The sequence below is a fragment of the Mesorhizobium sp. IMUNJ 23033 genome, assembly GCF_044778005.1.
GTDB lineage: Bacteria > Pseudomonadota > Alphaproteobacteria > Rhizobiales > Rhizobiaceae > Mesorhizobium > Mesorhizobium amorphae_A.
On the sequence record NZ_JBJACT010000018.1, the window covers coordinates 111,033 to 133,882 of the forward strand.

Consider the following 22,850-nt stretch of genomic DNA (forward strand, 5'->3'; position numbering starts at 1 on the left):
TTTAGGCCCATGCCGTAACGTCCACCACTTTGTCGAAAATGCGCTTGGCAAGGGTGTACATGTACGCCCCGCGAATTCGTTGTTGCGCCGTTAACCCGAATTGGTTCTAGCTTGCTGCACCAGTATTTTCGGGGAGGGAATTCATGAACTATTTGCGTCTCAAAGCACTGCTGGGGGCAGGGTGCTTGTCGATGGCTTTGATCGGCTCGGCGCACGCCGGCGGCTTGGAGCGTGGCGGCTACGACATCGATCTTCTATTCGATCCGGCGCCGTTCGCCTCGGAAGCGGAAGCGACCTTCGTGATGCCGGACCGCAAGGTCAAGAACGCGGTGGATACTGACCCCTTTGACGGCAACGTGACGGCTCTGGGCAGCAGCACGAAGGAAAGCGTGGACTATTGGGTGCCGCGCATCGGCGTCAAGGCCGAGGTCGTCAAGGGCGTCGATTGCATGGTCGACTATTCGCAGCCCTGGGGCGCGCACACAAATCCGGGTCTCTGGGCAGGCGCCCAGTCCAACATGGAAACCGACATCAAGAGCGACAACTACGCTGCGACCTGCTCCTACAAGATGGACGCTGGTAAAGGTCAGCTTCGCTTTATCGGCGGTGTATTCTACCAGAAGATCTACGGCTTCAAGGAAAGCCTTGTGTCGCCGCTGGTGCCCGATTTCGGCGGCACGGGCCGCGTCGATCTGTCGACCACGGGCTGGGGTTGGCGCGCCGGCCTCGCTTACGAGATTCCCGAAATCGCGCTGCGTGCAAGCCTTGTCTACAATTCGAAAGTTAAGCTCGACAACATCTCAGGTACGCTGGACCTGACGAACGTTGGTGGGGCCGTTATTCCGATCTACGGCTCAACACAGTATATGCCGGATGTGGTGGAGTTGAAATTGCAGTCGGGCATCGCGCCTGGCTGGCTCGCTTTCGGTTCGCTCAAGTGGGTCAACTGGAGTGTGCTGCAAAGCGTTCCGATCTGTCCGGTAGGTTTTCCCGCATCGACATGCTTTACGGGCAATGCTGTTTCTGGTTCGTCCCAGGTTACCTCGCTCGACCTGATGTACCGCGATGGCTGGACGGTCACGGGCGGTGTCGGCCACAAGTTCAATGATCAGTGGAGCGCTGCCGGCCAGCTTTCCTGGGATCGCGGCACTTCGCACGGCTACGGTTCGCAGACCGATACCTGGACGGTGGGTGGTGGCGTTGCCTACACGCCGACAGCGAACGTCGAAATTCGTCTGGCCGGCGCGATCGGTGTGCTGACCAGCGGCCATTCGGGGACGGTGGCTGGCGAGAACGGCTATGTAGCCGGCACGGACGTCAGCTATGATTTCGGCAACGATCTGGTCACGGCAATTTCGGGTGGTGTCAAGATCAAGTTCTAAGTCACTGAAAATTCGACTAAAAGGCCGGGCATCGCCCGGCCTTTTCGTTTGAAGAGGTGACGCTGGACAGTGCCGGCAAGCGCCTGCGTTGCAAATGCGCCGCACCATCGCCGCCTCCTGCGATTGTGACGTTTTAGCAACAGTTTATGAACAACCCCCGCGCTACAGTTCCGCTCAGAGGCATTGCCCATTTCCCGCCATAAACCCGGCGCACCTCGAATATGTCTCGGGACACGCGCCAAAAGGCTCGGCGATGGGGCAGGCCGCGCCGCCCGCGGCAAGGACGAGTATGGACGCCAAGGTAATCTCCAAGGCCAAGCTTCCCAGTCGCCACGTGACCGTCGGTCCGGAGCGTGCGCCGCATCGTTCCTATCTCTACGCGATGGGATTGTCGGCCGCCGAGATCGCGCAGCCGCTGGTCGGCGTCGCCTCTTGCTGGAACGAGGCGGCGCCCTGCAACATCTCGCTGATGCGCCAGGCGCAGGTGGTCAAGAAGGGCGTGGCGGCCGCCAGCGGCACGCCGCGCGAATTCTGCACCATCACCGTCACCGACGGCATCGCCATGGGCCACCAGGGCATGAAGTCGTCGCTGGTGTCGCGCGAGGTCATTGCCGATTCCGTCGAACTCACCATGCGCGGCCATTGCTACGATGCACTGGTCGGCCTCGCCGGCTGCGACAAGTCGCTGCCCGGCATGATGATGGCCATGGTGCGGCTCAACGTGCCGTCGATCTTCATCTATGGCGGCTCGATCCTGCCCGGCAGCTATCGCGGCCGGCAGATCACCGTGCAGGATGTTTTCGAGGCCGTCGGCCAGCATTCGGTCGGCGCGATCAGTGACGCAGAGCTTCTCGAGATCGAACAGGTTGCCTGTCCTTCGGCTGGCTCCTGCGGCGCCCAGTTCACCGCCAACACCATGGCCACCGTCGCCGAGGCGATCGGCTTGGCACTGCCCTATTCCTGCGGCGCGCCGGCGCCTTACGAGATGCGCGACCGCTTCAATTTCGCCTCCGGCGAAAAGATCGTGGAGCTGATCGCCAAAAACATCCGGCCGCGCGACATCGTCACGCTGAAGGCGCTGGAGAACGCGGCGACCGTGGTGTCTGCCACCGGCGGTTCGACCAATGCGGCGCTACACCTGCCGGCGATCGCGCATGAGGCCGGGATCAAGTTCGACCTGTTCGACGTCGCCGCGATCTTCGAGAAGACGCCCTATATCGCCGACCTCAAGCCGGGCGGCAAATATGTCGCCAAGGACATGTTCGAGGCCGGCGGCATTCCGCTCTTGATGAAGACGCTGCTCGACCACGGCTATCTGCATGGCGATTGCCTGACGGTGACTGGCCGCACTTTGGCCGAAAATATGCAGCATGTTGCCTGGAATGACAGCCAGGATGTGGTCCGTCCCGCCAACCGGCCAATCACCCAGACGGGCGGTGTTGTGGGCTTGAAGGGCAACCTTGCCCCCGAAGGCGCGATCGTGAAGGTCGCGGGCATGTCGGAACTGAAATTCTCGGGTCCGGCGCGTTGCTTCGATTCGGAAGAGGAGTGCTTCGAAGCGGTCACGCAGCGCAATTACAAGGAAGGCGAGGTTCTCGTCATCCGCTACGAGGGGCCGCGCGGCGGTCCGGGCATGCGCGAGATGCTGTCGACGACGGCGGCTCTCTACGGCCAGGGCATGGGCGGCAAGGTGGCCCTGATCACCGACGGACGCTTTTCGGGCGCGACGCGTGGCTTCTGCATCGGCCATGTCGGGCCGGAAGCGGCCGTGGGCGGACCGATCGGGTTGCTGAAGGACGGCGACGTGATCTCGATCGATGCGGTCAACGGCACGATCGAGGTCGATCTGTCCGATGCGGAACTGGAGACGAGGGCGAAGAGTTGGAAGGCGCGCACGACCGACTATCAGTCGGGCGCGATCTGGAAGTATGCGCAGACGGTTGGGTCGGCTCGCGACGGCGCGGTCACCCATCCCGGCGGTGCGAAAGAAACACATTGCTATGCGGATATCTGAGGTGTTGAGGTCGTCTGTCTTTTCGGCACTGGTCGCGGTAGCGACCTTGGGCGCCGTGGGCCAGGCCATGGCCTTCGACGACAAGGTGTTCGACGACAAGACCGGCGTGAAGCCGCAATCCAGCCCATGGGCGGTGTTCCAGTTCGGCTTCTCCGCCTACAAGAGCGGCCACAAGGAGCAGGCGGTCGAGGCCTATAAGTACGCTGCCGAGAACGGCCAGATCGGCGCCACCTGGAAGCTCGCACGCATGTATGCCGAGGGCGACGGCGTGACGCGCGACGACTATGCGGCCTTCAAGTTCTTCTCAGAGATCGTCGACCAGGATGTCGAGCCGGGCTCGCCCGAGGAAAGCTACGTGTCGGACGCCCTGGTGGCGCTGGGCGACTATTTGCGGAAAGGCATTCCCGGCAGCCCGGTCGAGGAAAACGAAATAGCGGCGCAGGAATATTACATGCGCGCGGCCGCCAATTACCGCAATCCGAACGCCCAGTTCGAGATGGGCCAGATGTTCCTGAAAGGCGAGGGCGGCGTCAAGGCAAGCGTCAAGCAGGCCGGACGCTGGTTCCAGCTCGCCGCCGAAAAAGGCCATGCCGGCGCCCAGGCGACGCTCGGCAACCTCCTGTTCCAGAGCGGCAAGATCGTGCGTGGGCTGGCGATGATGACGGCCGCGCTTGAACGCGCGGCACCGGCCGACCAGCCTTGGATCCGCAACATGCAGGAAGAGGCGTTTGCCGCGGCCGGTGAGGCCGACCGCCGGACGGCCATCTCGCTGGCCGACGACATCCTCACCAAGGGCGGCGGCGACCAGTAAGCGGGCTGCCGCTGGTCCAGGACGTCCACTTCTCACTCGCTGGAAATCAGTTCTCGGTCGGTTCCGCCGGCACCATGCTTGGCGCTGGTGTCGAGATCGACGTGGGGTGCAGCGGCGGCTTGGTTGCCGGGCAATCGTCGTGGATCTTGGTCCACGAGGTGTTGTTGAGCACCATCTCGCAGCGTGCAAGGTGGCTCTTCTCACCCAGCGTCAGGCAAGCGACCTGGCCGACCTGGAACGATTTTCCATTGGCAAGGCATTCAGGGGCGGCAAAAGCCGGCGTGGCGCTTGCCATCGCAAGCGCGGCTATTGCCATCGCAAGCGTGGCGTTTGCCATCGCAATCCCGCAGGCGATCGGACAGAGAACGGATCGGATAGTCATGGGAACCCCGGCCACCATGATGATTTCGCATCAAACGCGCGATTTGTGGCGATAAGAGGTCCGCTTGGGTCGTGCTTGCCGGCGCCCGGCCGGACCGCTCAGGCCGGCTGCAGCGCCAGATCGATCGCCACCGGCACATGGTCGGATGGCTTTTCCCAGGCGCGCACGTGTTTCTCGATCGAGGCTGAGGAGAAACGATTGGCAGCTTCGGGCGACAGGAGCAGATGGTCGATGCGGATGCCGTTGTTCTTCTGCCAGGCGCCGGCCTGATAATCCCAGAAGGTGTAGGCATCGCCAGAGTCGGTGACCGCACGTACTGCTTCGGTGAAGCCGAGGTTCTTCAGCCGGCGGAAGGCCTGCCGGGTCTCGGGCTGGAACAGCGCGTCGCCCAGCCAGTTTTCCGGGAATTTTGCGTCGATCGGCTCAGGGATGACGTTGTAGTCTCCGGCGAGCACCAGCGCCTCTTCCAGCAAAAGCCGCTGCTCGGCCCAGCGCTCCAGCCGCGCCATCCAGGACAGCTTGTAGGGAAACTTCTTCTCGTCATCGATCGGATTGCCGTTCGGCAGATAGAGCGAGGCAACGCGCAAGGCGCCCTTGTCGGTCGAGAACACACCTTCGATGAAACGCGCCTGCTCGTCCGCATCGTCGCCCGGCAGGCCCCTGACAACCTCGTCGAAGCGCAGCTTCGACAGGATGGCGACGCCGTTGAAACCCTTCTGGCCATGGGTCTCGACATTGTAGCCCAGCGCCTCGATCTCGGCGCGCGGGAACTGTTCGTCGACGGTCTTGATCTCCTGCAGGCAGACGATGTCGGGCGCACTTTCCGTGAGCCAATGGGTGAGGTTGCCGATGCGGGCGCGAACGCCGTTGATATTCCAGGTGACGATTTTCATGGCAGCCTCAGGAATCCGGCGGAAGACGTTCGACAAGGCCGATCGTATTGCCTGCCGGGTCCTTTAGAAAGGCCATCCATTCGCTTTCCCCTGCCGGCCCGAACTGGCCCTCCGTATCGCGATGGACGAGCGCCGGCGGCGCGGTGAAGGGGATGCCTGATACCTTTGCCTCGGCGTGGAAGGCTTCGAGGCCCGCTATGTCGAGATAGACAATCCCTGCCGGCACGCCATCGGTGAAGAACAGGCGCACGTCGCCGGCCATGATGAAGGCGATGCCGGGTGGATCGTAGCGGGCGTGAACGCTCATGCCAAGCACGTCGCGCCAGAAGGCGAGCGTGGTGTCGAGGTCGCGCCCGGCCGAGAGCGCGACCTGACGGACCGCGCCGACGCCGCTCATTCTATGGCTCCGGGAAGCAGGCTCTCGCCATTGTCCGAGAGTATCTGTTCGATCTCATCCCTGAGATGTGTGGCCTGTTCGCGCGTGGTGCGTTCGTCCATCCAGTCGCAAGCGTCGTAGAGGCTGCCGAGCCAGTGCGGATAGTCGTATTTTTCCTCGACGGGAGAGACCATGCGGCAGATTTGGAGCGGTTCGATGTCGCTATGGAGGTAGGTGCGGAGGCGTCGCAGGAAAACCTTGCGCGCTATTTCCCTGGCTTCTGCGGATGCGTCGTTGAAATCGGGAAACCGTCGCGCGACCAGCAACTTCAGGTGGTCGTGCGCCTTCCCGAGAGCCAAAGCGTTTCTCGGGTTGCACCGAACCAGTTGGAGGTAGTCGCTGTCGTCGGCATAGATCGGGGGCGCCGCATGGCGGCCAGCCCAACCGACAATATCGGCATCGGAAATGGCTTCCATCTCGCGAGCGACGAGGACCGTAATTGGATCCTCATGGCCCTCGAGAAACGGCTTCATATCTTCAAATGCTGAAGCTCGTGCCGCAGCCGCAGGAGGCGACCGCGTTCGGGTTCCTGATCTGGAACGACTGGCCCATCAGGTCGTCGACGAAATCGATCACCGAGCCGCCCATATAGACCAGCGACAGATCGTCGATCAGCACGGTGGCGCCGTCCTTCTCGATGGCAACGTCGTCGTCGTTGCGGATGTCGACCAGGTCGAACTTGTAGGAAAAGCCGGAGCAGCCGCCGCCTTCGACGGACACACGCAACGCCGTCTTGCCGGCTTCGCCCGAAACGATCTTGGCGATCCGCCTGGCAGCGGCGTCGGTCATCTCGACTTTCATGGCAGTCTTGGCATCCGCGCCCATGGGCGTCACCTTGCTTTCGGTTTCACATGATAGGTATGAAGCGGGAAGGGGCAAGTCAACTGCGGCGGCATCAGCCATGACAAATGAGCTTGGCGACATCGGCTTCGGATATCGGCCGCGCGCGGTCTATGCCAGCGATCCGGCACAGTCGCGCGGGCGGCTGTTCGACGAGGTCGAGAGCCCGACCCGCACGCCGTTCCAGCGCGACCGCGACCGCATCATACATTCGACGGCCTTTCGTCGGCTGAAGCACAAGACGCAGGTATTCGTTGCCCATGAAGGCGACCATTACCGCACAAGGCTGACGCATTCGATCGAGGTGGCGCAGATCGCGCGGGCGCTCGCGCGGGCGCTGCGCGGCGACGAGGACCTCGCCGAGGCGGTGGCGCTGGTGCATGATTTCGGCCACACGCCCTTCGGCCACACGGGCGAGGAGGCGCTCAACGAGAAGATGGCCGCCTGGGGCGGCTTCGACCACAATGCGCAGTCGCTGCGCGTGGTGACGCGGCTCGAGCGGCGCTATGCCGAATTCGACGGGCTGAACCTGACCTGGGAAACGCTGGAAGGGCTGGTCAAGCACAATGGCCCGCTGACGGATGCCAAGGGGCAGGGCCTCAAGGGCCTGGTGCCGCAAGCGATCCGCGACTATTCGGAGTTGCATGACTTGGAACTCGACCGCTTCGCCGGCATCGAGGCGCAATGCGCGGCGATTGCCGACGACATTGCTTACAACACCCATGACATCGACGATGGCCTGAGATCGGGCTTCCTGACGCTGGACAAGCTGGAAGACGTAACCCTGCCGGGCTCGATCCTGAAAAGCGTACGCGCGCGCTACCCGGCGCTCGATGATGTGCGCACCGGGCACGAGCTGATGCGCCGGCAGATCACCATGATGGTCGAGGACGTGATTGCCTCCACCACCGCCAATCTCAAGCGCCTGAAGCCGGAAAGCGCTGATGCGGTGCGGGCGGCGGGAGAGACGATGGTGACGTTCTCGGCCGATATGGCGGCGACCGAGAAGGGACTGAAGGCCTTCCTCTATAAGCATCTCTACCGTCACAGCGAGGTGATGCGCGTGCGTGGCGACGCCGAACAGATCGTCAGGGACCTGTTCGACGTCTATTTCGCCGACCCGCGTGCCATGCCCGATGGCTGGCGCGAAGGGCTCGATAGGGCGCAGGACCGCATCAAGGCGCGCAGCGTCGCCGATTTCCTGGCGGGCATGACCGACACCTATGCCTTGAAGGAACACCGCCGTTTGTTTGACCATACGCCGGATTTAAGCTAGGGCGGGCGCGATTTTGCCGGCCAACGAGCCGGTCACCCCGCAAAGCCGCCAGAGCCATACCCATGAACATCTTCGCCGATTTCACCGCGCGAATCATCAAAGCTGTCGAAGCGCTTGATTTGAAAGACAAGGAGGGCGCATCGCCCGACCTGTCGCGTATCGCCGTCGAGCCGCCGCGCGACCCCAGCCATGGCGATCTCGCGACCAATGCGGCGATGGTGCTGGCGAAGCCCACCGGGCAGAACCCGCGCGCGCTGGCCGAAAGACTGGCCGAGGCGCTGCGCACCGATGCCGACGTCTCGGCTGCCGACGTCGCCGGTCCCGGCTTCGTCAATCTCCGGCTCAAGGACGGATTCTGGCAGGCGCATCTCACGGCCTTGCTTGGCGAAGGCCGTAATTATGGCCGCTCGACCATCGGCGGCAACAGGAAGGCCAATGTCGAGTATGTCTCGGCCAACCCGACCGGCCCGATGCATGTCGGCCACTGCCGCGGCGCCGTTGTCGGCGACACGCTGGCTAATCTGATGGCCTTCGCCGGCTACGACGTGACCAAGGAATATGTCATCAACGATGCCGGCTCGCAGATCGACGTGCTCGGCCGTTCGGTCTTCATGCGCTACCGCGAAGCGCTGGGCGACGATATTGGCGAGATACCGGCCGGTCTCTATCCCGGCGACTACCTGGTGCCGGTCGGTCAGGCGCTGGTAGCGGAATTCGGCCGCAAGCTACTGCAGATGCCGGAGGACGAGGCGCTGGCCATCGTCAAGGACCGCACGATCGACGCCATGATGGCGATGATCCGCTCGGATCTGGCGTTGCTCAACGTGCATCACGACGTGTTCTTCTCCGAGCGCACGCTGCATGCCGACAATGCCAGGAAGATCCGCGCGGCGATCAGCGATCTGACGCTGAAGGGGCATATCTACAAGGGCAAACTGCCGCCGCCCAAGGGCGAGAAGCCGGACGACTGGGAAGACCGCGAGCAGACGCTGTTCCGCTCGACCGCGGTCGGCGACGACATGGACCGGGCGCTGGTCAAGTCCGACGGCTCGTTCACCTATTTCGCCGCCGACGTCGCCTACCTCAAGGACAAGGTCGACCGCGGCTTCGTCGACCTGATCTACGTGCTCGGCGCCGACCATGGCGGCTACGTCAAGCGGCTCGAAGCGCTGGCGCGCGCGGTTGCCGGCGACGAGGTCAAGCTCACCGTGCTGCTGTGTCAGCTGGTGAAGCTGTTCCGCGACGGCGAACCGGTGCGCATGTCGAAGCGGTCGGGCGATTTCGTGACGCTGCGCGAAGTGGTGGAGGAGGTCGGCCGCGACCCGATCCGCTTCATGATGCTCTACCGCAAGAACGATGCACCGCTCGATTTTGATTTCGCCAAGGTGACCGAGCAGTCCAAGGACAATCCGGTGTTCTACGTGCAGTACGCCTCGGCGCGCTGCCATTCGGTCTTCCGGCAGGCGAGCGAGCAGCTGGGCGAGGCCAATTTCGACCGCAACCGGCTGGCCGCGGCAGTGGCGTCGCTGACCGACGAGGGCGAAATCGGCCTGATCCGGAAGCTGGCTGAATATCCCCGACTAATCGAATCCGCGGCCCTTGCGCTGGAGCCGCACAGGCTGGCATTCTACCTCTACGATCTGGCGTCCAGCTTCCATGGACATTGGAACCGGGGCACTGACAATCCCGACTTACGTTTTGTTAAGGTTAACGACCGACAATTGACGTATGCCAGACTAGGGCTGGTGCAGGCTGTATCGGACGTCTTGACGTCCGGCCTAACGCTTATTGGGGCTGATGCGCCCACGGAAATGCGTTAGGTTTGACTAAAAAACCTGTCACCTTTTGCCCACATTGCGCTGGTATGGGCCAACCCTGCGCGACGTCCATGGCGTCCGAATGTGTGCGAGTTCGGGAACAATAATGGCAGACAGAACCCAGCTGAGAACAGCCGACCATAACGACATCGCTGACGATGATCCGTTCGCGGAACTGACCCGGATCATGGGTTTCGACCCGCGCCAGCCGGTAAAGCCGCAGGCGCCTGCAGCAGCGCCGAAGGCTGCTCCGGCCGACCAGCTTGCCGAAGAGGGCGATTTCGATATCGACCTCGAGAAGGAGCTGATGGGCGAATTCGGCGCCGATGAGGCCGCCGCGCAGCGCCAGGAGCCGGCTTTCGAATCTGTTGCCGCCAGGATGAACGACGAGCTTGCGGCATCGCTCGAACAGGATTTCGTATTCGACGACCCGGCGGATCACTTTGCGCCCGTCGCCGAGGTTGCCGCGCCGCAGGTCGAGGCTGCCTTCGGTGATGATTTCGATCAGGCGGTCGCTAGCTCGCTGGAAGACGTGTCGCCGCTCGACGACGACAGGCCGATGGACGCCGAGCTTGCCGCTTCGCTCGATCAGGAATTCCAGCTCGACGATCATCCCACGACCGACACGGCCGAACATGAAGCAGAGCACGCCGCCGCGGAGCAGGTCGCGCCGGCGGTCGAAGCCGCATTCGATGACGATTTGGACAATGCCGTATCCCTGTTGCTTGAGGACGAGCTGACACTCGACGATCACGCGCCGTTCGACGATGAAGTGCCGGCGGAAGATCATCACGCAACTGCTGCCGCTGTCGAACATCCGGCGCCGGTCCAGATTGCCGAGGAAGCCGACCGCCAGATTCCCGAAGCGGAGTTTTCCGACCATTTCGACGAGGCGATGGCCGATGTCGATATGGATATTGCCGACGTCGATATGGATTTCGATGTCCGTGCCGAAGAACCGACCGAAATCGATGAGCCTCTGGCTGTCGAAGCGCCTGTCGAGGCTGTCGAAGCATCTGTCGAAGCGGCTTATGTCGCCGAAGCCGACAATGACGATGTTCCTAAGCTTGCCGCGCGGGACGCGTTTGACGACGATTTCGACCTCGGCATCGACGAGGGGCCGGCCGAGACGGCCGAAGAGCAGGTTGCCGAAAGCGCCGCCGCGGAGCCGACGGCGCCCGCCGCGGTTGCGGCCGAGCCGGCAAAACCGGTTGCCGCAGACGATCGGAGCCTGGAAGACGAACTGAACGCGCTGCTTGGCGCCATGACCGCGCGGCCGGTTCCCGTCGCCGCGAAGGAGCCCGAGCCGGTTCAACAGCCAGCAGTCGTGGCGGAAACGGCCGCTGCCCAGCAGGCCGATCCCATCGAAGAACTCGATTGGGATCTTGACGAACATGAGCCTGCAGAGACGCAGCAGCATCATGAGGCGGCCCAGGCTGCCAACGCCGATCTCGACATTGATCTCGCCGGCGAGCTCGATGGTGAGGATTTCAGGGCTGAGACTGTGGCAGCTGCCGACGTCGCGTTCGACGACGAGGCGTTCGATGCCGCCTTTGCCAAGGGTATCAACCTTGGCCACGAATCGGACCGTGGTCACGATGTATCGGACCCTGGTCACGATGAATCGGACCGTGGTCACGATAAATCGGACCTTGGTCACGATGAAGCGGGACGCACCGCTGTCGGGGAAGGTTTTGCCCATTCGGCGGACTGGATGCGCTCGACGCCGCCAGAACCGGCCCGTTCGTGGAGCCGGGTGACTCCGGTCGCCGCGCCTCCGGTGCAGGCCTCGTTCTCGGCCCAGCCTATGGCCTCGGCGCCACCTGTTGCTTCAGCGCCGGCTTCCGCCACGCCCGCGTACCAGCAGGAGCCGGTCGAAGAGGTCGCCGCCCAAGTCGAGCCCGAGCCGGTGCGGCACGAACAGCCTCGCTATGACGAGATGCCCGATGTCGAGACGGTCGATGTGCCGGAGCGCGTCGTCGCGCTGGCCGACGACCTCGATATTCCCGAGCTCAATTTCGAGGAAGATCAGCCGGCTGCGTCCGCCTATGACGACCTCGAAGCCGAATTCGCCGGTCTGCTGACCGAGATGAACGCCCCCGAGGTGGCCGCGACGCCGGCGCGCAGCACGGCCTATGAAGACGACACCTACAGTGCCGGGTTCAAGCCGGGCTATGACCGCGACGAGGCACCCGCCTATGCGGCGAAGCCGGCCGAAGTGCTTGCCGCGACGGCGACCGCTTCCCACGCTGCTGCCGCGAGCAGCTTCGACATGGACAATCTGCCCGGCAGCAAGCCGGTTTCGCAGGCTGACGACTTCGCCGTCGACGAGCTCGACTACGATCCTGAACTGGACGAGGCGATGTCGGTGCCCGGTCTGGCCGAGCGCGAGGCTGCAAAGCCGCGCAGTCGCGGCCTGATGGTCGCCGCGATCGTCGGCGCGGTGGCGATCGCCGGTGGCCTCGGCGCCTTTGCCTTGTCGCTCGGCGGCAAGGGCGGCAGCGAAGCGCCCGTGATCGTCAAGGCCGACAACGCGCCGATCAAGGTCAAGCCGGAAAACCCGGGCGGCGCCGTGGTGCCGAACCAGGACAACAAGGTCTATGACGCGGTGGCCAAGGGCACCAAGCCGGCTGAGCCTGTGCAGGAGAAGCTGGTCACCAACACCGAAGAGCCGGTGGACGTGAAAGCCAAGGAGCCGGAAAGCCGCGTCGTCGATCTTTCACCCGACGATACCGATGCCGCTCCCGGCGCGGATGCAGCGGGTAATGCCCCCGCGGTCGCGATGCCAGGCGTGGATACGTCCGGGAATGCCGATGCCGCGCCGGCGCCGAAATCCGAGGACCGCATCGCGCAGGTTCTTCAGGAGGCCGACAAGGGTACCAACCCGGAAGTCGCCGCCGTTGCGCCGCGCAAGGTCAGGACCATGATGGTCAAGCCCGACGGCTCGCTGGTTCCGCGTGAGGATCCGGCGCAGGCGGCGCCGCAGGTTGCCGCAGCCGAGCCGACCGATCCAGCACCGCAACTTGTCGCTCCGGCGGTGCAGTCCGACGCGGAGCAGACCGGCACCGTGGCGCCCGCGACCGATCAGGCAAGCGATCAGCCGACCGATCAGGCTGCTACCGATCAGGCCGAGACCGCCAAGCCGCTCGAGTCGGCGGCAGCCCCCACGCCGAAGGCCGAAGCCAAGGCCCAGTCCGCCAGCGCGCAATCGGCGAATACGTCGGCCACGGTTCCCGTGCCGCCGCAGCGCCCGTCCGATCAGCCGGTCGACGTGGTCGGCGAGGTCAAGCCCGACCAGGTCGCCTCCATATCGCCGACCGCAGCAGCGACAGGCGGTGGTTCGTGGTCGATGCAGATCGCTTCGCAGCCGACGGTCGAGAGCGCCCAGTCGACCTATCAGGACCTGCAGCGCCGCTATGGCAGCGTGCTTTCCGGCCGCACCGCCAACATCGTCAAGGCCGAGATCGCCGGCAAGGGAACCTTCTACCGGGTTCGCGTTCCGGCGCAGTCGCGCAACGATGCGATCAATCTGTGCACCAGCTACAAGGCGGCCGGCGGCAACTGCTTCGTGTCGCGCTGATCAGTTGAAACCACACGAAAACCGGCGCAGCCGAATGGCCGCGCCGGTTTTTTTCATGTGGAAGCTCCCGGGCATTCCGAGGCGGGCGATCCGGGATGATTCCCTTTGTCCGCATGTAGCTCTAAGCTTGTTGTCATGACCGAATCAAAATCCATGATCCTCGGCTGTGCCGGGAAATCGCTGACCCCAGACGAAATCCGCTTCTACCGCGGCGAGCGGCCCTGGGGTTTCATCCTGTTTGCCCGCAACATCGGCGAGCCCGAACAGATCCGCGATCTGGTCGCCTCGATGCGCGACTGCATCGGGCGTCCGGACGCGCCGGTGTTCATCGACCAGGAAGGCGGCCGGGTGCAGCGCCTGCGGCCGCCGCTGGCGCCGAACTATCCGGCCGGCGGCGCGCTTGGCGCACTGTGGCGGAACGACCGTGACGCGGGCACGCGCGCAGCCTGGCTGATGGCGCGGCTCCATGCTTTCGATCTGCTCCGCCTCGGCATCACCGCCGACTGCCTGCCGGTGCTCGACGTGCCGATCGAGGGCGCCAGCGACGTCATCGGCGCGCGCGCCTATGGCAAGGAGCCAGGCGCCGTCATCGAGCTTGGCCGCGCGGCCGCCGAAGGCCTGATGTCGGGCGGTGTGCTGCCGGTGATGAAGCACATTCCCGGGCACGGGCGGGCCTTTGCCGACACGCATTTCGAACTGCCGACCGTCGATACGCCCATGGACGAGTTGCGGCGGCATGATTTCGCCCCGTTCAAGGCGCTCAACCATCTGCCGATGGCGATGACGGCGCATGTCGTCTACAGCGCCATCGATCCGAGCAATCCGGCGACGACCTCGGGCAAGGTCGTCAACGACATTATCCGCGGCGACATCGGCTTCGACGGGCTGTTGATGAGCGACGACACCTCGATGAAGGCACTTTCTGGGGATTTCCCGACAAAGGCGGCCGCGATCCTTGCGGCGGGCTGCGATCTCGTCCTTCACTGCAATGGTGTTTTCGAAGAGATGTCCGGCATTGCATCGCGGACCACGGGGCTTCAAGGAAGGTCGCTTGCGCGCGCGGAGCGGGCACTGACCTATATAAAGGACCGCGACGCGGCTGAAGAAACCGCGATACGCGCCGAGTTTGCCACCTATTTCGATGCGGTGGCCTAAGCAGAGGAAGAGACAAAGGCAGTGGCGGAAACATTGGACAGCAAGGCCGCGAAGGCCGCACCGATGGACCGTCTGTGGGCCGAGAACGACGATTCCCGGCTGACCGGCGATCCGTCGCTGGTCGTCGACGTTGCCGGCTTCGAAGGCCCGCTCGATCTGCTTCTGCATCTGGCGCGCAACCAGAAGGTCGACCTGGCGCGCATCTCGATCCTGGCGCTGGCCGAGCAATATCTGGCCTTCGTCGAGAAGGTGAGGGCGCTGCGGCTCGAGCTTGCCGCCGACTATCTGGTGATGGCGGCATGGCTTGCCTTCCTCAAGTCGAAGCTTCTGATCCCCAAGCAGCCGGGCGAGGAAGGCGAAAGCGGCGAGGAACTGGCGGCGGTGCTGCAGTTCCGGCTGAAGCGGCTGGAAGCCATGCGCGACGCCTCGGCGAGGCTGGTCAACCGCAACCGGCTCGGCCGCGACGTGTTTGCGCGCGGCATGCCGGAAATGGTCATCATCGAGAAGCGCAACGCCTATTCGGCCTCGCTCTACGATCTCTTGACCGCCTATGCGCAGCAGCGCCAGAAGCAGGCGATCAACAATGTGACGATCGCCAGGCGCGGCGTGTGGTCACTCAAGGACGCGCGCGACATCCTGATCAGGCTGGTCGGGACGCTGCGTGACTGGACCGCGCTGGACTCCTTCCTGATCGAGTATCTGTCCACCCCGGAAGATCGGCGCACGGCGGTCGCCAGTTCGTTTGCCGCGACGCTCGAACTGGTGCGTGAAGGCAAGATGGAGATGCGGCAGGACCAGGTGTTCGCGCCGCTCTATCTGCGGGGCCGCGCGCAAGGCATCAAGGCAGTCGAGGTGGTAACATGAGCGAACGCGCCAACGCTTCGGTCATTCCGTTCAAGGTCGACGACGAGACCGAGGAAGGCGCCGTCGAGCAGGGGACGGTCGAGAACCCGGCCGAGCGACTGCTTCTGTCGGAAGCCGTGCGCATGGCCGAGGCGATCATCTTCGCCAGCGCCCAACCGGTCAGCGAAAAACAACTGGCCGCGCGCCTGCCGGACGGCATCAGCATTGCCGCGGCGATGGCCGATCTGCAGCAGATCTACGCCAAGCGCGGCGTCAATCTGGTGCGCGTCGGCGATGCCTGGGCCTTCCGCACCGCCGGCGACCTCGCCTTCCTGATGAGCCGCGATACCGTTCAGCAGAGGAAGCTTTCGCGCGCGGCGCTCGAAGTGCTGGCGATCATCGCCTACCACCAGCCGGTGACGCGCGCCGAGATAGAAGACATCAGAGGCGTCGAAACGTCAAAGGGCACGCTGGACACGCTGATGGAGACGGAGTGGGTGCGGATGCGCGGCCGGCGCAAGACGCCCGGCCGTCCCGTGACCTACGGCACCACCGAGAGCTTCCTCGACCATTTCGCGCTGGAGGAGATCCGCGATCTTCCCGGCATGGAGGAACTGAAGGGCGCCGGGCTGCTTTCCACCCGTATGCCGTCGAATTTCTCGGTGCCGCTGCCGCCGGCGGACCCGGATGCGCTGACCGAGGACGAGGATCCGCTGACCGACATCGACCTCGAGGAACTCGGCCTGCTGACGCCGCGCGTCACGGAAGATTGACCGCAAGCCGCTGTCAAAAGCCGCTTTCCGCCTGTAGATGCGCCGATTGGTAGCGGGCCGAACCGCCGAAAATGCGTGACATCCGGCGCGCCTTCATAAAGTTTGTCGTGGTTCTGTTTGAATCCCAACGCGAATGCGCATAGATCATCGCCAGGGAAAACATTCGAGAGAGATATGCAATGGGTTCATTTTCGATTTGGCACTGGCTGATCGTGCTGGTGATCGTGCTGCTGGTTTTCGGCCGCGGCAAGATTCCCGAGCTGATGGGCGACATGGCCAAGGGCATCAAGAGCTTCAAGAAGGGCATGGCCGACGACGAAGTTGCCGACGACAAGCGCACCGTCGAGCACCGGGCCGACGAAACCGTTTCGGCGGCGAAGGAAAAAGCCAGCAAGAGCTGAGCCTAAGGTTGTTGCTTTGTGCATGTCGTTGTCCCAAAACCGCGTCGCACTTTTGAGCGACATGCATTAGTCGGAACAGATTGCCATGTTTGAAGTCGGCTGGACCGAGATGCTGGTGATCGCGATCGTCATGATTGTGGTCGTCGGGCCGAAGGATTTGCCCAATATGCTGCGCACTTTCGGCCGCACGACGGCAAAGCTGCGCGCCATGGCCGCCGACTTCCAGAAGCAGTTCAACGAGGCGCTGAAGGAAGCCGAACTCGACGACGTTAAGAAGTCGGTCGATTCCCTTCGGAGCCTCAATCCGGCGGCCGAGATCCGCAAGCAGCTCAACCCGTTCGAGCAGGCGGCAGCCGATGTCCGCGCCGGCGTCGACGCGGCAATGAAGCCGAAGCCGGCCGTTGATCCTGCAACGCCGGTGGCGGAGACGCCGCAGGCTGCCGAGCCGCTGAAGAACGGCGCCACAGTGATGCCCGGCGTCAACGGACCGGAAACGGCGCCGGCCGCTCCGATCTTTCCGGCGATGACCGACGATGCGGTGGTGGCGCCGGCAGCAGCTGCAACGCCGGCGCCGCAAAAGGCGCCGGCAAAGAAGGCGGTGGTATCGAAGCAAGCGAAGGCTCCGGCGGCCACAACCAAGGCAGCACCGGCAAAGCCAGCGCTTGCAAAAGTTACCAAGCCTGCAGCCGCCAAGGCGGCGACAAAGGCTGAGCCGAAGCCTGCGCCGGCGAAAAAGCCGGCGGGCAAGAAGACGGCGGGAGCCGCCAAGTGAGCGTTTCGGATACGGAAAAGGACGAGATCGAAAAGTCGTCGGCTCCGCTGATGGAGCACCTGATCGAGTTGCGGCGGCGGCTGATCTGGTCGATCGGCGGCTTCTTCGTCGCCTTCCTCGTTTGCTTCTTCTTCGCCAAGCGGTTGTTCAACCTTCTGGTCGTCCCGTTCAAATGGGCGACGCAATGGGCGGGGCTCGACCCGCACAAGGTCGAGCTGATCTACACGGCGCCGCAGGAATTCTTCTTCACCCAGGTCAAGCTCGCCATGTTTGGCGGCATGGTCATCGCCTTTCCACTGATCGCCACGCAGATCTACAAATTCATCGCGCCTGGCCTCTACAAGAACGAGCGCAACGCCTTCCTGCCGTTTCTGATCGCCTCGCCGATCCTGTTCCTGATGGGCGCGTCGCTGGTCTATTTCTTCTTCACGCCGATGGTGATGTGGTTCTTCCTCGCCATGCAGCAAGCCGGCACCGACGACCAGGTACAGATATCGCTGTTGCCGAAAGTGTCGGAATATCTCAGCCTGATCATGACGCTGATCTTCTCCTTCGGCCTGGTGTTCCAGCTGCCGGTGGTGACCAGCCTGATGACACGCGTCGGCATGCTGTCGTCCAAGGCGTTGGTCGAGAAGCGCAGATGGGCGATCGTCATCGCGTTCGTGGTAGCGGCCGTGCTGACGCCGCCGGATCCGATGAGCCAGATCGGCCTCGCCATTCCGACCATCCTGCTCTACGAGGTCGCCATCTGGTCGGCGCGGCTGATCGAACGCAGCAAGGAACGGGACCGCCTGGCGCGCGAGAAACAGGACGCCGCGGCGGAAGTGGCGGAGAAGGCGGCGGACGCGTCCTCGACGCAGGCTCCCTCCTAGGCTTCCGGAAAAAGACGCCAAGCCCGATCTTGCATCGATCAAGGATGCGGTTTACGCCCACGAGCCTAGCTCAGGAGCGTTCAGACCATGCTTGACATCAAATGGATTCGCGACAACCCGAAGACCCTTGTCGAGGCGCTGGTGAAGCGCTCGTGGTCGGGTGATGACGCGCAATCCACCGTCGATGACCTGATCGCCAGGGATGAGGCGCGGCGCGAGCATCTGACAGAACTGCAGACCAGGCAGGAACGCCGCAACGCCGCCTCGAAAGAGATCGGCAATGCCATGCGTTCGGGCGACGCGGCGCTTGCCGAAAAGCTGAAGGCCGAGGTCGGCGAGATCAAGGCCTTCATCCAGAATGGCGAGGCACGCGAACGCGAACTCGACAAGGCGCTGAACGATGTGTTGGCGGTGCTGCCCAATGTGCCGCTCGACGACGTGCCGGTCGGCAAGGACGAGCACGACAATGTCGTCAAGCGCACTGTCGGCAAGGTGCCGACGCGGCCGAACTGGGTGAAGGAGCATTTCGAGATCGGCGAAGCGCTCGGCATGATGGATTTCGAACGGGCAGCAAAGCTGTCGGGTTCGCGCTTCACGGTGCTGAAGAGCGGGCTGGCGCGCATGGAGCGTGCGCTCGGCCAGTTCATGCTCGACCTGCACACGACCGAGCACGGCTATGAGGAAGTGATCCCGCCGCTGATGGTGCGCGACGAGGTTCTCTATGGCACCGGGCAGCTGCCGAAATTTGAGGATGACCTGTTCTTTACGCCGCACGGAGACGGCAGGCTGGGCTTGATCCCCACCGCCGAAGTCCCGCTCACCAACCTCGTACGCGAGGACATAACCGCGCATGAAAAACTGCCGCTGCGCTATACGGCGCTGACGCCGTGCTTCCGTTCAGAAGCAGGCTCGGCTGGGCGTGATACGCGCGGCATGCTGCGGCAGCACCAGTTCTACAAGGTTGAGCTGGTGTCGATCACCGATCAGGAGTCAGCAAACGCCGAGCATGAGCGGATGACCGCGTGCGCCGAGGAGGTGCTGAAGCGGCTCGGCCTGCCGTTCCGCACCATGACGCTGTGCACCGGCGATATGGGTTTTGGCGCGCGCAAGACTTACGACATCGAGGTCTGGCTGCCCGGCCAGAACGCCTATCGCGAAATCTCGTCCTGCTCGGTCTGCGGCGATTTCCAGGCCAGGCGCATGGACGCGCGCTACAAGGACAGGGACGGCAAGGGCAACCGCTTCGTCCACACGCTGAACGGCTCGGGCACCGCCGTCGGCCGCGCTCTTATTGCTGTCATCGAGAACTACCAGAATGAGGATGGCAGCGTAACCATTCCTGAAGCGCTTCGGCCTTACATGGGCGGTCTGGCAAAGATCGAATCGAAATAATGCGCATCCTGCTCACCAATGACGACGGCATCCATGCCGAGGGCCTGGCGTCGCTCGAGCGCATTGCCCGCACGCTGTCGGACGATGTCTGGGTGGTGGCGCCGGAGCAGGACCAGTCCGGCTACGCGCATTCGCTGTCGATCTCGGAGCCGCTGCGGCTGCGCAAGATCGGCGAAAAGCACTTTGCCGTGCGCGGCACGCCGACCGATTGCGTCATCATGGGCGTGAAGAAGATCCTGCCGGGAGCGCCGGACCTGATCCTGTCCGGCGTCAATTCGGGCGCCAACATCGCTGACGACGTCACCTATTCCGGCACCGTCGCCGGGGCCATGGAAGGCGCGCTGCTTGGCATCCGCTCGATCGCGCTCAGCCAGGCCTACTCCTATGTCGGCGAGGATCGCGTCGTTCCCTACGAGACCACCGAGACGCTGGCGCCGGCGCTCCTCAACAAGCTTGTCGCCTTGCCTCTGCCGGATGGCGTGCTGCTCAACGTCAATTTTCCGAATTGCCTTCCCGAAGAAGTCGCCGGCACCGTCGTGACCTCGCAAGGCAAGCTCGTGCACAGCCTGTGGGTCGACGAGCGCCGTGACGGACGCGGCCTGCCTTACTACTGGCTGCGCTTCGGCCGCGAGCCGGTCGAAGGCAAGAAGGGCACCGATCTCTACGCCATGCGCAACCGGCTGGTGTCGGTGACGCCGCTGCAGCTCGATCTCACCGCCCACGAAATCCGCGACCAACTGACCAAGGCACTTTCATGACCCTGCCACTCGACGACCGCGAAGGTTTTGCCGCCTTCCTGCTGCGCTTGCGCGGCCGGGGCGCGGTGCCGAAGGCATTGATCGCGGCTTTCGAGGCGACGCCGCGGCGCGGCTTCCTCTCCGGACAGTTTCATTCCATCGCTTGGTCGGACGGCATGCTGCCGATCGAGTGCGGCGAGGCGATCGAGGGCGCTGACCTCCAGGCCGCAGTGATCGCGGCTTTGGCCATCGAGCCGGGCAACCGGGTGCTCGAGATCGGCACCGGATCGGGCTACACGGCAGCGGTGATGTCGCGGCTGGCAGCGCGCATCGTCACCATCGACCGCTACAAGACGCTGACCGAGCAGGCCAGGCAGCGCTTCGAGGCGCTCGCCATCGGCAATGTCGTTGCCCGGCAGGCGGACGGTTCCAATGGATTGGCCAATGAGGGACCGTTCGATCGCATCGTCGCCTGGGCGGCCTTCGACAGCCTGCCACGCTTCCTGCTCGACCAACTGTCGAGCGGCGGCATCGTCATCGCGCCGATCGGCCCGGAAGAGGGTGAGCAGGTGGTAGCCAAGCTGACCAAGGTCGGCAGCCGTTTCGAGCGCGAGGACATCGGCATCGTGCGGCTGCAGCCGATACTGCGCAGCGTCGCCGCCGTCATTTGATTCCCCGGCGCATCGCGCTCTCGGGAGACCGAAGCCTGTCGTTTCGTCATCCTAGGGTCTTCGCGACGGAGCTTCGCTCTAGGAGGGCTGACGGAAATCTCGACAGGCTCGACGCCTGCTCTAATATTTTAAGAAAATTTTCGCCAGATTCTAAGGGGTTAACCGGCCAGTAACATTAACGCGCTTTAATCATGCCTAGTTTGTACCGGGTCTGTGCGGGTTAGTGCGATGCAATTCAGTGTTTTGAAGGCAAACGGACGCAATCTGGCGCGTGGCTGCGCCGTCCTCATGATTGCAGGCGCCGCCGCGGGATGCAGTTCCCAGGTGGCGCGATTCAACGGTGTCGACGACGTCTTCACCTCCTCGACCAACAACCAGCGCGCCATCATCGACAAACAGGACGCCGCCCAGCCTTATCCGGGCGATGTCGCGGCATCTCCCGCACCGGTCGATGGTAGCCACACCCAGTCGGTCAGCCGCTCCAGCCTGGAACCGGTCTCGGTGCAGCAGTTGCCGCCGGTCTCGCAGCCCGCCCCGGCACTGTCGCCCGCCGCAAAGCCGGTGCGCACCGCCTCGGCCCCGGTGCTGGCGCCTCCCGCCACGCATGTCGACAGGACGACCACCGGCACTGTCGCCCCGGCGGCAAAGCCGTTCAAGGACGCGCAGCCCGATGCGCCGAAAATGGCGACGGCGGGCGGTACGCCGCATGCAACCGAGATCGTGGTCAGGGACGGCGAGACGATTTCCGGCCTGGCGCAGCGCTATAAGGTGCCGGCCGATGTGATCATGAAGGTCAACGGGCTGAGCGCGACCAAGGGATTGAAGACGGGCCAGAAGCTGGTCATCCCGGCCTATGCCTATTCAAGCAAAGCGACGCAGTCGAAAGTTGCCGACACCAAGCCGGCGAACAGCCCCAAGCCGCCGGCTACCGCGCCGGAGAAGCTCGCCGTGCTGCCGCAGCAGCCGAAACTCAAGGACGGCAAGTCCGCCGCGCAGGTCGACGCATCGGCCGCCGCGAGTGACCCGAAGAACGCCAAGCCTGCAACGCAGGTGGCCGCGGCCAAGCCGGCAGGCGCCGGCGGCATCTATACGGTCCAGCAAGGCGACTCGCTGTCTGCCATTGCCAGGAAGACCGGCGTCAGCGTGACCGCGCTCAAGCAGGCGAACGGCATGCAGGACGGCCTGCTCAAGATCGGCCAGACGCTGAAGGTTCCGGCCGGCGGGACAGTGACAGTCGCCGCCGCCAAGCCGGTCAAGGTCGACCCGGTGACGACCGCGACCACGCAGCCGGCGGCCAAGCCGACCGAAACGCTGGCGTCCTACACGCCGCCGAAGAAGGATGCCAAGGTCATCCAGCAGGCCGAGGATGACGACGCGGTGGCGCCGAATGCAACGGGCATCGGCAAGATGCGCTGGCCGGTGCGCGGCCGCGTGATCTCCAGCTTCGGTTCCGGCAAGGACGGCGTCGACATCGCGGTTCCCGAGGGCACGCCAGTCAAGGCGGCCGAGAACGGCGTCGTCATCTATGCCGGCGACGGGCTTAAGGAATTCGGCAACACTGTCCTGGTGCGCCACGAAAACGGGCTGGTCACCGTCTACGGCCATGCCAGCTCGATCGAGGTGCAGCGCGGCCAGAAGGTTAAGCGCGGCCAGGAGATCGCGCTGTCCGGCATGAGCGGCACCACCGACTCGCCGAAGCTGCACTTCGAAGTGCGCAAGAACTCGGCCCCGGTCGATCCGTCGGGCTATCTGGAATAGAACAATAAACGATTGCGGGCCGTCTGACCTCCAGTCCGGCTTGCC

21 protein-coding genes are annotated in these 22,850 nt (G+C 63.8%); 16 read left to right on the forward strand and 5 right to left on the reverse strand.

Annotated features, from left to right (window positions below):
• Positions 1–143 precede the first annotated feature (143 nt).
• The 3 genes from ACFX5Q_RS19655 (at position 144) to ACFX5Q_RS19665 (ending at position 4,207) form a co-directional block, all read left to right on the forward strand.
• On the forward strand, positions 144–1,382 hold the full coding sequence (locus ACFX5Q_RS19655) for an outer membrane protein transport protein (protein ID WP_404280636.1): 1,239 nt from the start codon (positions 144–146) through the stop codon (positions 1,380–1,382).
• Between the two features lie 289 nt (positions 1,383–1,671).
• A complete protein-coding gene (gene ilvD / locus ACFX5Q_RS19660; RefSeq protein ID WP_404280637.1) occupies positions 1,672–3,396 on the forward strand; it encodes a dihydroxy-acid dehydratase in 1,725 nt (574 codons plus the stop codon).
• The gene (locus ACFX5Q_RS19665) at positions 3,383–4,207 is read left to right on the forward strand and encodes a tetratricopeptide repeat protein (RefSeq protein WP_404280638.1); all 825 of its coding nucleotides are present in this window, start codon (positions 3,383–3,385) and stop codon (positions 4,205–4,207) included. The genes ilvD and ACFX5Q_RS19665 overlap by 14 nt, the downstream gene beginning before the upstream one ends.
• 46 nt (positions 4,208–4,253) lie before the next feature.
• On the opposite strand, the gene ACFX5Q_RS19670 is transcribed toward ACFX5Q_RS19665, so the two are convergent.
• The 5 genes from ACFX5Q_RS19670 to erpA all read right to left on the reverse strand — a co-directional run bounded on the left by ACFX5Q_RS19670 (position 4,254) and on the right by erpA (position 6,743).
• Positions 4,254–4,607: a hypothetical protein gene (locus tag ACFX5Q_RS19670; protein ID WP_404280639.1), complete on the reverse strand. Its 354-nt coding sequence runs from the start codon at positions 4,605–4,607 to the stop codon at positions 4,254–4,256.
• 80 nt (positions 4,608–4,687) lie between these two features.
• Positions 4,688–5,482: an exodeoxyribonuclease III gene (xth, locus tag ACFX5Q_RS19675; RefSeq protein WP_404280641.1), complete on the reverse strand. Its 795-nt coding sequence runs from the start codon at positions 5,480–5,482 to the stop codon at positions 4,688–4,690.
• A 7-nt stretch (positions 5,483–5,489) separates the two neighbouring features.
• Entirely contained in the window at positions 5,490–5,879 is a 390-nt protein-coding gene (locus ACFX5Q_RS19680; RefSeq protein WP_404280642.1) for a VOC family protein, read from the reverse strand.
• On the reverse strand, positions 5,876–6,391 hold the full coding sequence (locus tag ACFX5Q_RS19685; RefSeq protein ID WP_404280644.1) for a hypothetical protein: 516 nt from the start codon (positions 6,389–6,391) through the stop codon (positions 5,876–5,878). Before ACFX5Q_RS19685 ends, ACFX5Q_RS19680 begins: the two co-directional genes overlap by 4 nt.
• A gap of 4 nt (positions 6,392–6,395) precedes the next feature.
• A complete protein-coding gene (gene erpA / locus ACFX5Q_RS19690) occupies positions 6,396–6,743 on the reverse strand; it encodes an iron-sulfur cluster insertion protein ErpA (RefSeq protein WP_404280646.1) in 348 nt (115 codons plus the stop codon).
• 76 nt (positions 6,744–6,819) lie between these two features.
• Between erpA and ACFX5Q_RS19695 the strand changes: the two genes are divergently transcribed.
• The 13 genes from ACFX5Q_RS19695 (at position 6,820) to ACFX5Q_RS19755 (ending at position 22,805) form a co-directional block, all read left to right on the forward strand.
• The gene (locus ACFX5Q_RS19695; protein WP_404280647.1) at positions 6,820–8,034 is read left to right on the forward strand and encodes a deoxyguanosinetriphosphate triphosphohydrolase; all 1,215 of its coding nucleotides are present in this window, start codon (positions 6,820–6,822) and stop codon (positions 8,032–8,034) included.
• Between the two features lie 62 nt (positions 8,035–8,096).
• Positions 8,097–9,854 (forward strand): arginine--tRNA ligase, encoded by a 1,758-nt coding sequence (gene argS, locus ACFX5Q_RS19700; protein WP_404280650.1) that lies wholly within the window; start codon positions 8,097–8,099, stop codon positions 9,852–9,854.
• Between the two features lie 103 nt (positions 9,855–9,957).
• Positions 9,958–13,431 (forward strand): SPOR domain-containing protein, encoded by a 3,474-nt coding sequence (locus tag ACFX5Q_RS19705; RefSeq protein ID WP_404280653.1) that lies wholly within the window; start codon positions 9,958–9,960, stop codon positions 13,429–13,431.
• A gap of 135 nt (positions 13,432–13,566) precedes the next feature.
• Positions 13,567–14,586, forward strand: coding sequence for a beta-N-acetylhexosaminidase (nagZ, locus tag ACFX5Q_RS19710; protein WP_192177479.1), 1,020 nt, complete (start codon positions 13,567–13,569; stop codon positions 14,584–14,586).
• Between the two features lie 63 nt (positions 14,587–14,649).
• Positions 14,650–15,450 (forward strand): segregation and condensation protein A, encoded by an 801-nt coding sequence (locus ACFX5Q_RS19715; protein WP_404280707.1) that lies wholly within the window; start codon positions 14,650–14,652, stop codon positions 15,448–15,450.
• Entirely contained in the window at positions 15,447–16,202 is a 756-nt protein-coding gene (scpB, locus tag ACFX5Q_RS19720) for an SMC-Scp complex subunit ScpB (RefSeq protein ID WP_192177480.1), read from the forward strand. Before ACFX5Q_RS19715 ends, scpB begins: the two co-directional genes overlap by 4 nt.
• A gap of 179 nt (positions 16,203–16,381) precedes the next feature.
• On the forward strand, positions 16,382–16,603 hold the full coding sequence (locus tag ACFX5Q_RS19725; protein WP_006203465.1) for a twin-arginine translocase TatA/TatE family subunit: 222 nt from the start codon (positions 16,382–16,384) through the stop codon (positions 16,601–16,603).
• Positions 16,604–16,688: 85 nt separating this feature from the next.
• Positions 16,689–17,375, forward strand: coding sequence for a Sec-independent protein translocase protein TatB (tatB, locus tag ACFX5Q_RS19730; protein WP_404280656.1), 687 nt, complete (start codon positions 16,689–16,691; stop codon positions 17,373–17,375).
• Entirely contained in the window at positions 17,372–18,247 is an 876-nt protein-coding gene (gene tatC / locus ACFX5Q_RS19735) for a twin-arginine translocase subunit TatC (RefSeq protein WP_404280658.1), read from the forward strand. Before tatB ends, tatC begins: the two co-directional genes overlap by 4 nt.
• An 87-nt stretch (positions 18,248–18,334) precedes the next feature.
• Positions 18,335–19,639 carry a serine--tRNA ligase gene (gene serS, locus ACFX5Q_RS19740; RefSeq protein WP_404280660.1) on the forward strand — a complete coding sequence of 435 codons (1,305 nt, stop codon included), beginning with the start codon at positions 18,335–18,337 and terminating at the stop codon, positions 19,637–19,639.
• Positions 19,639–20,397, forward strand: coding sequence for a 5'/3'-nucleotidase SurE (surE, locus tag ACFX5Q_RS19745; RefSeq protein WP_404280662.1), 759 nt, complete (start codon positions 19,639–19,641; stop codon positions 20,395–20,397). The genes serS and surE overlap by 1 nt, the downstream gene beginning before the upstream one ends.
• The gene (locus ACFX5Q_RS19750; protein ID WP_192177485.1) at positions 20,394–21,047 is read left to right on the forward strand and encodes a protein-L-isoaspartate(D-aspartate) O-methyltransferase; all 654 of its coding nucleotides are present in this window, start codon (positions 20,394–20,396) and stop codon (positions 21,045–21,047) included. The genes surE and ACFX5Q_RS19750 overlap by 4 nt, the downstream gene beginning before the upstream one ends.
• Positions 21,048–21,275: 228 nt before the next feature.
• Positions 21,276–22,805 carry a peptidoglycan DD-metalloendopeptidase family protein gene (locus tag ACFX5Q_RS19755; protein ID WP_404280663.1) on the forward strand — a complete coding sequence of 510 codons (1,530 nt, stop codon included), beginning with the start codon at positions 21,276–21,278 and terminating at the stop codon, positions 22,803–22,805.
• Positions 22,806–22,850: the final 45 nt, after the last annotated feature.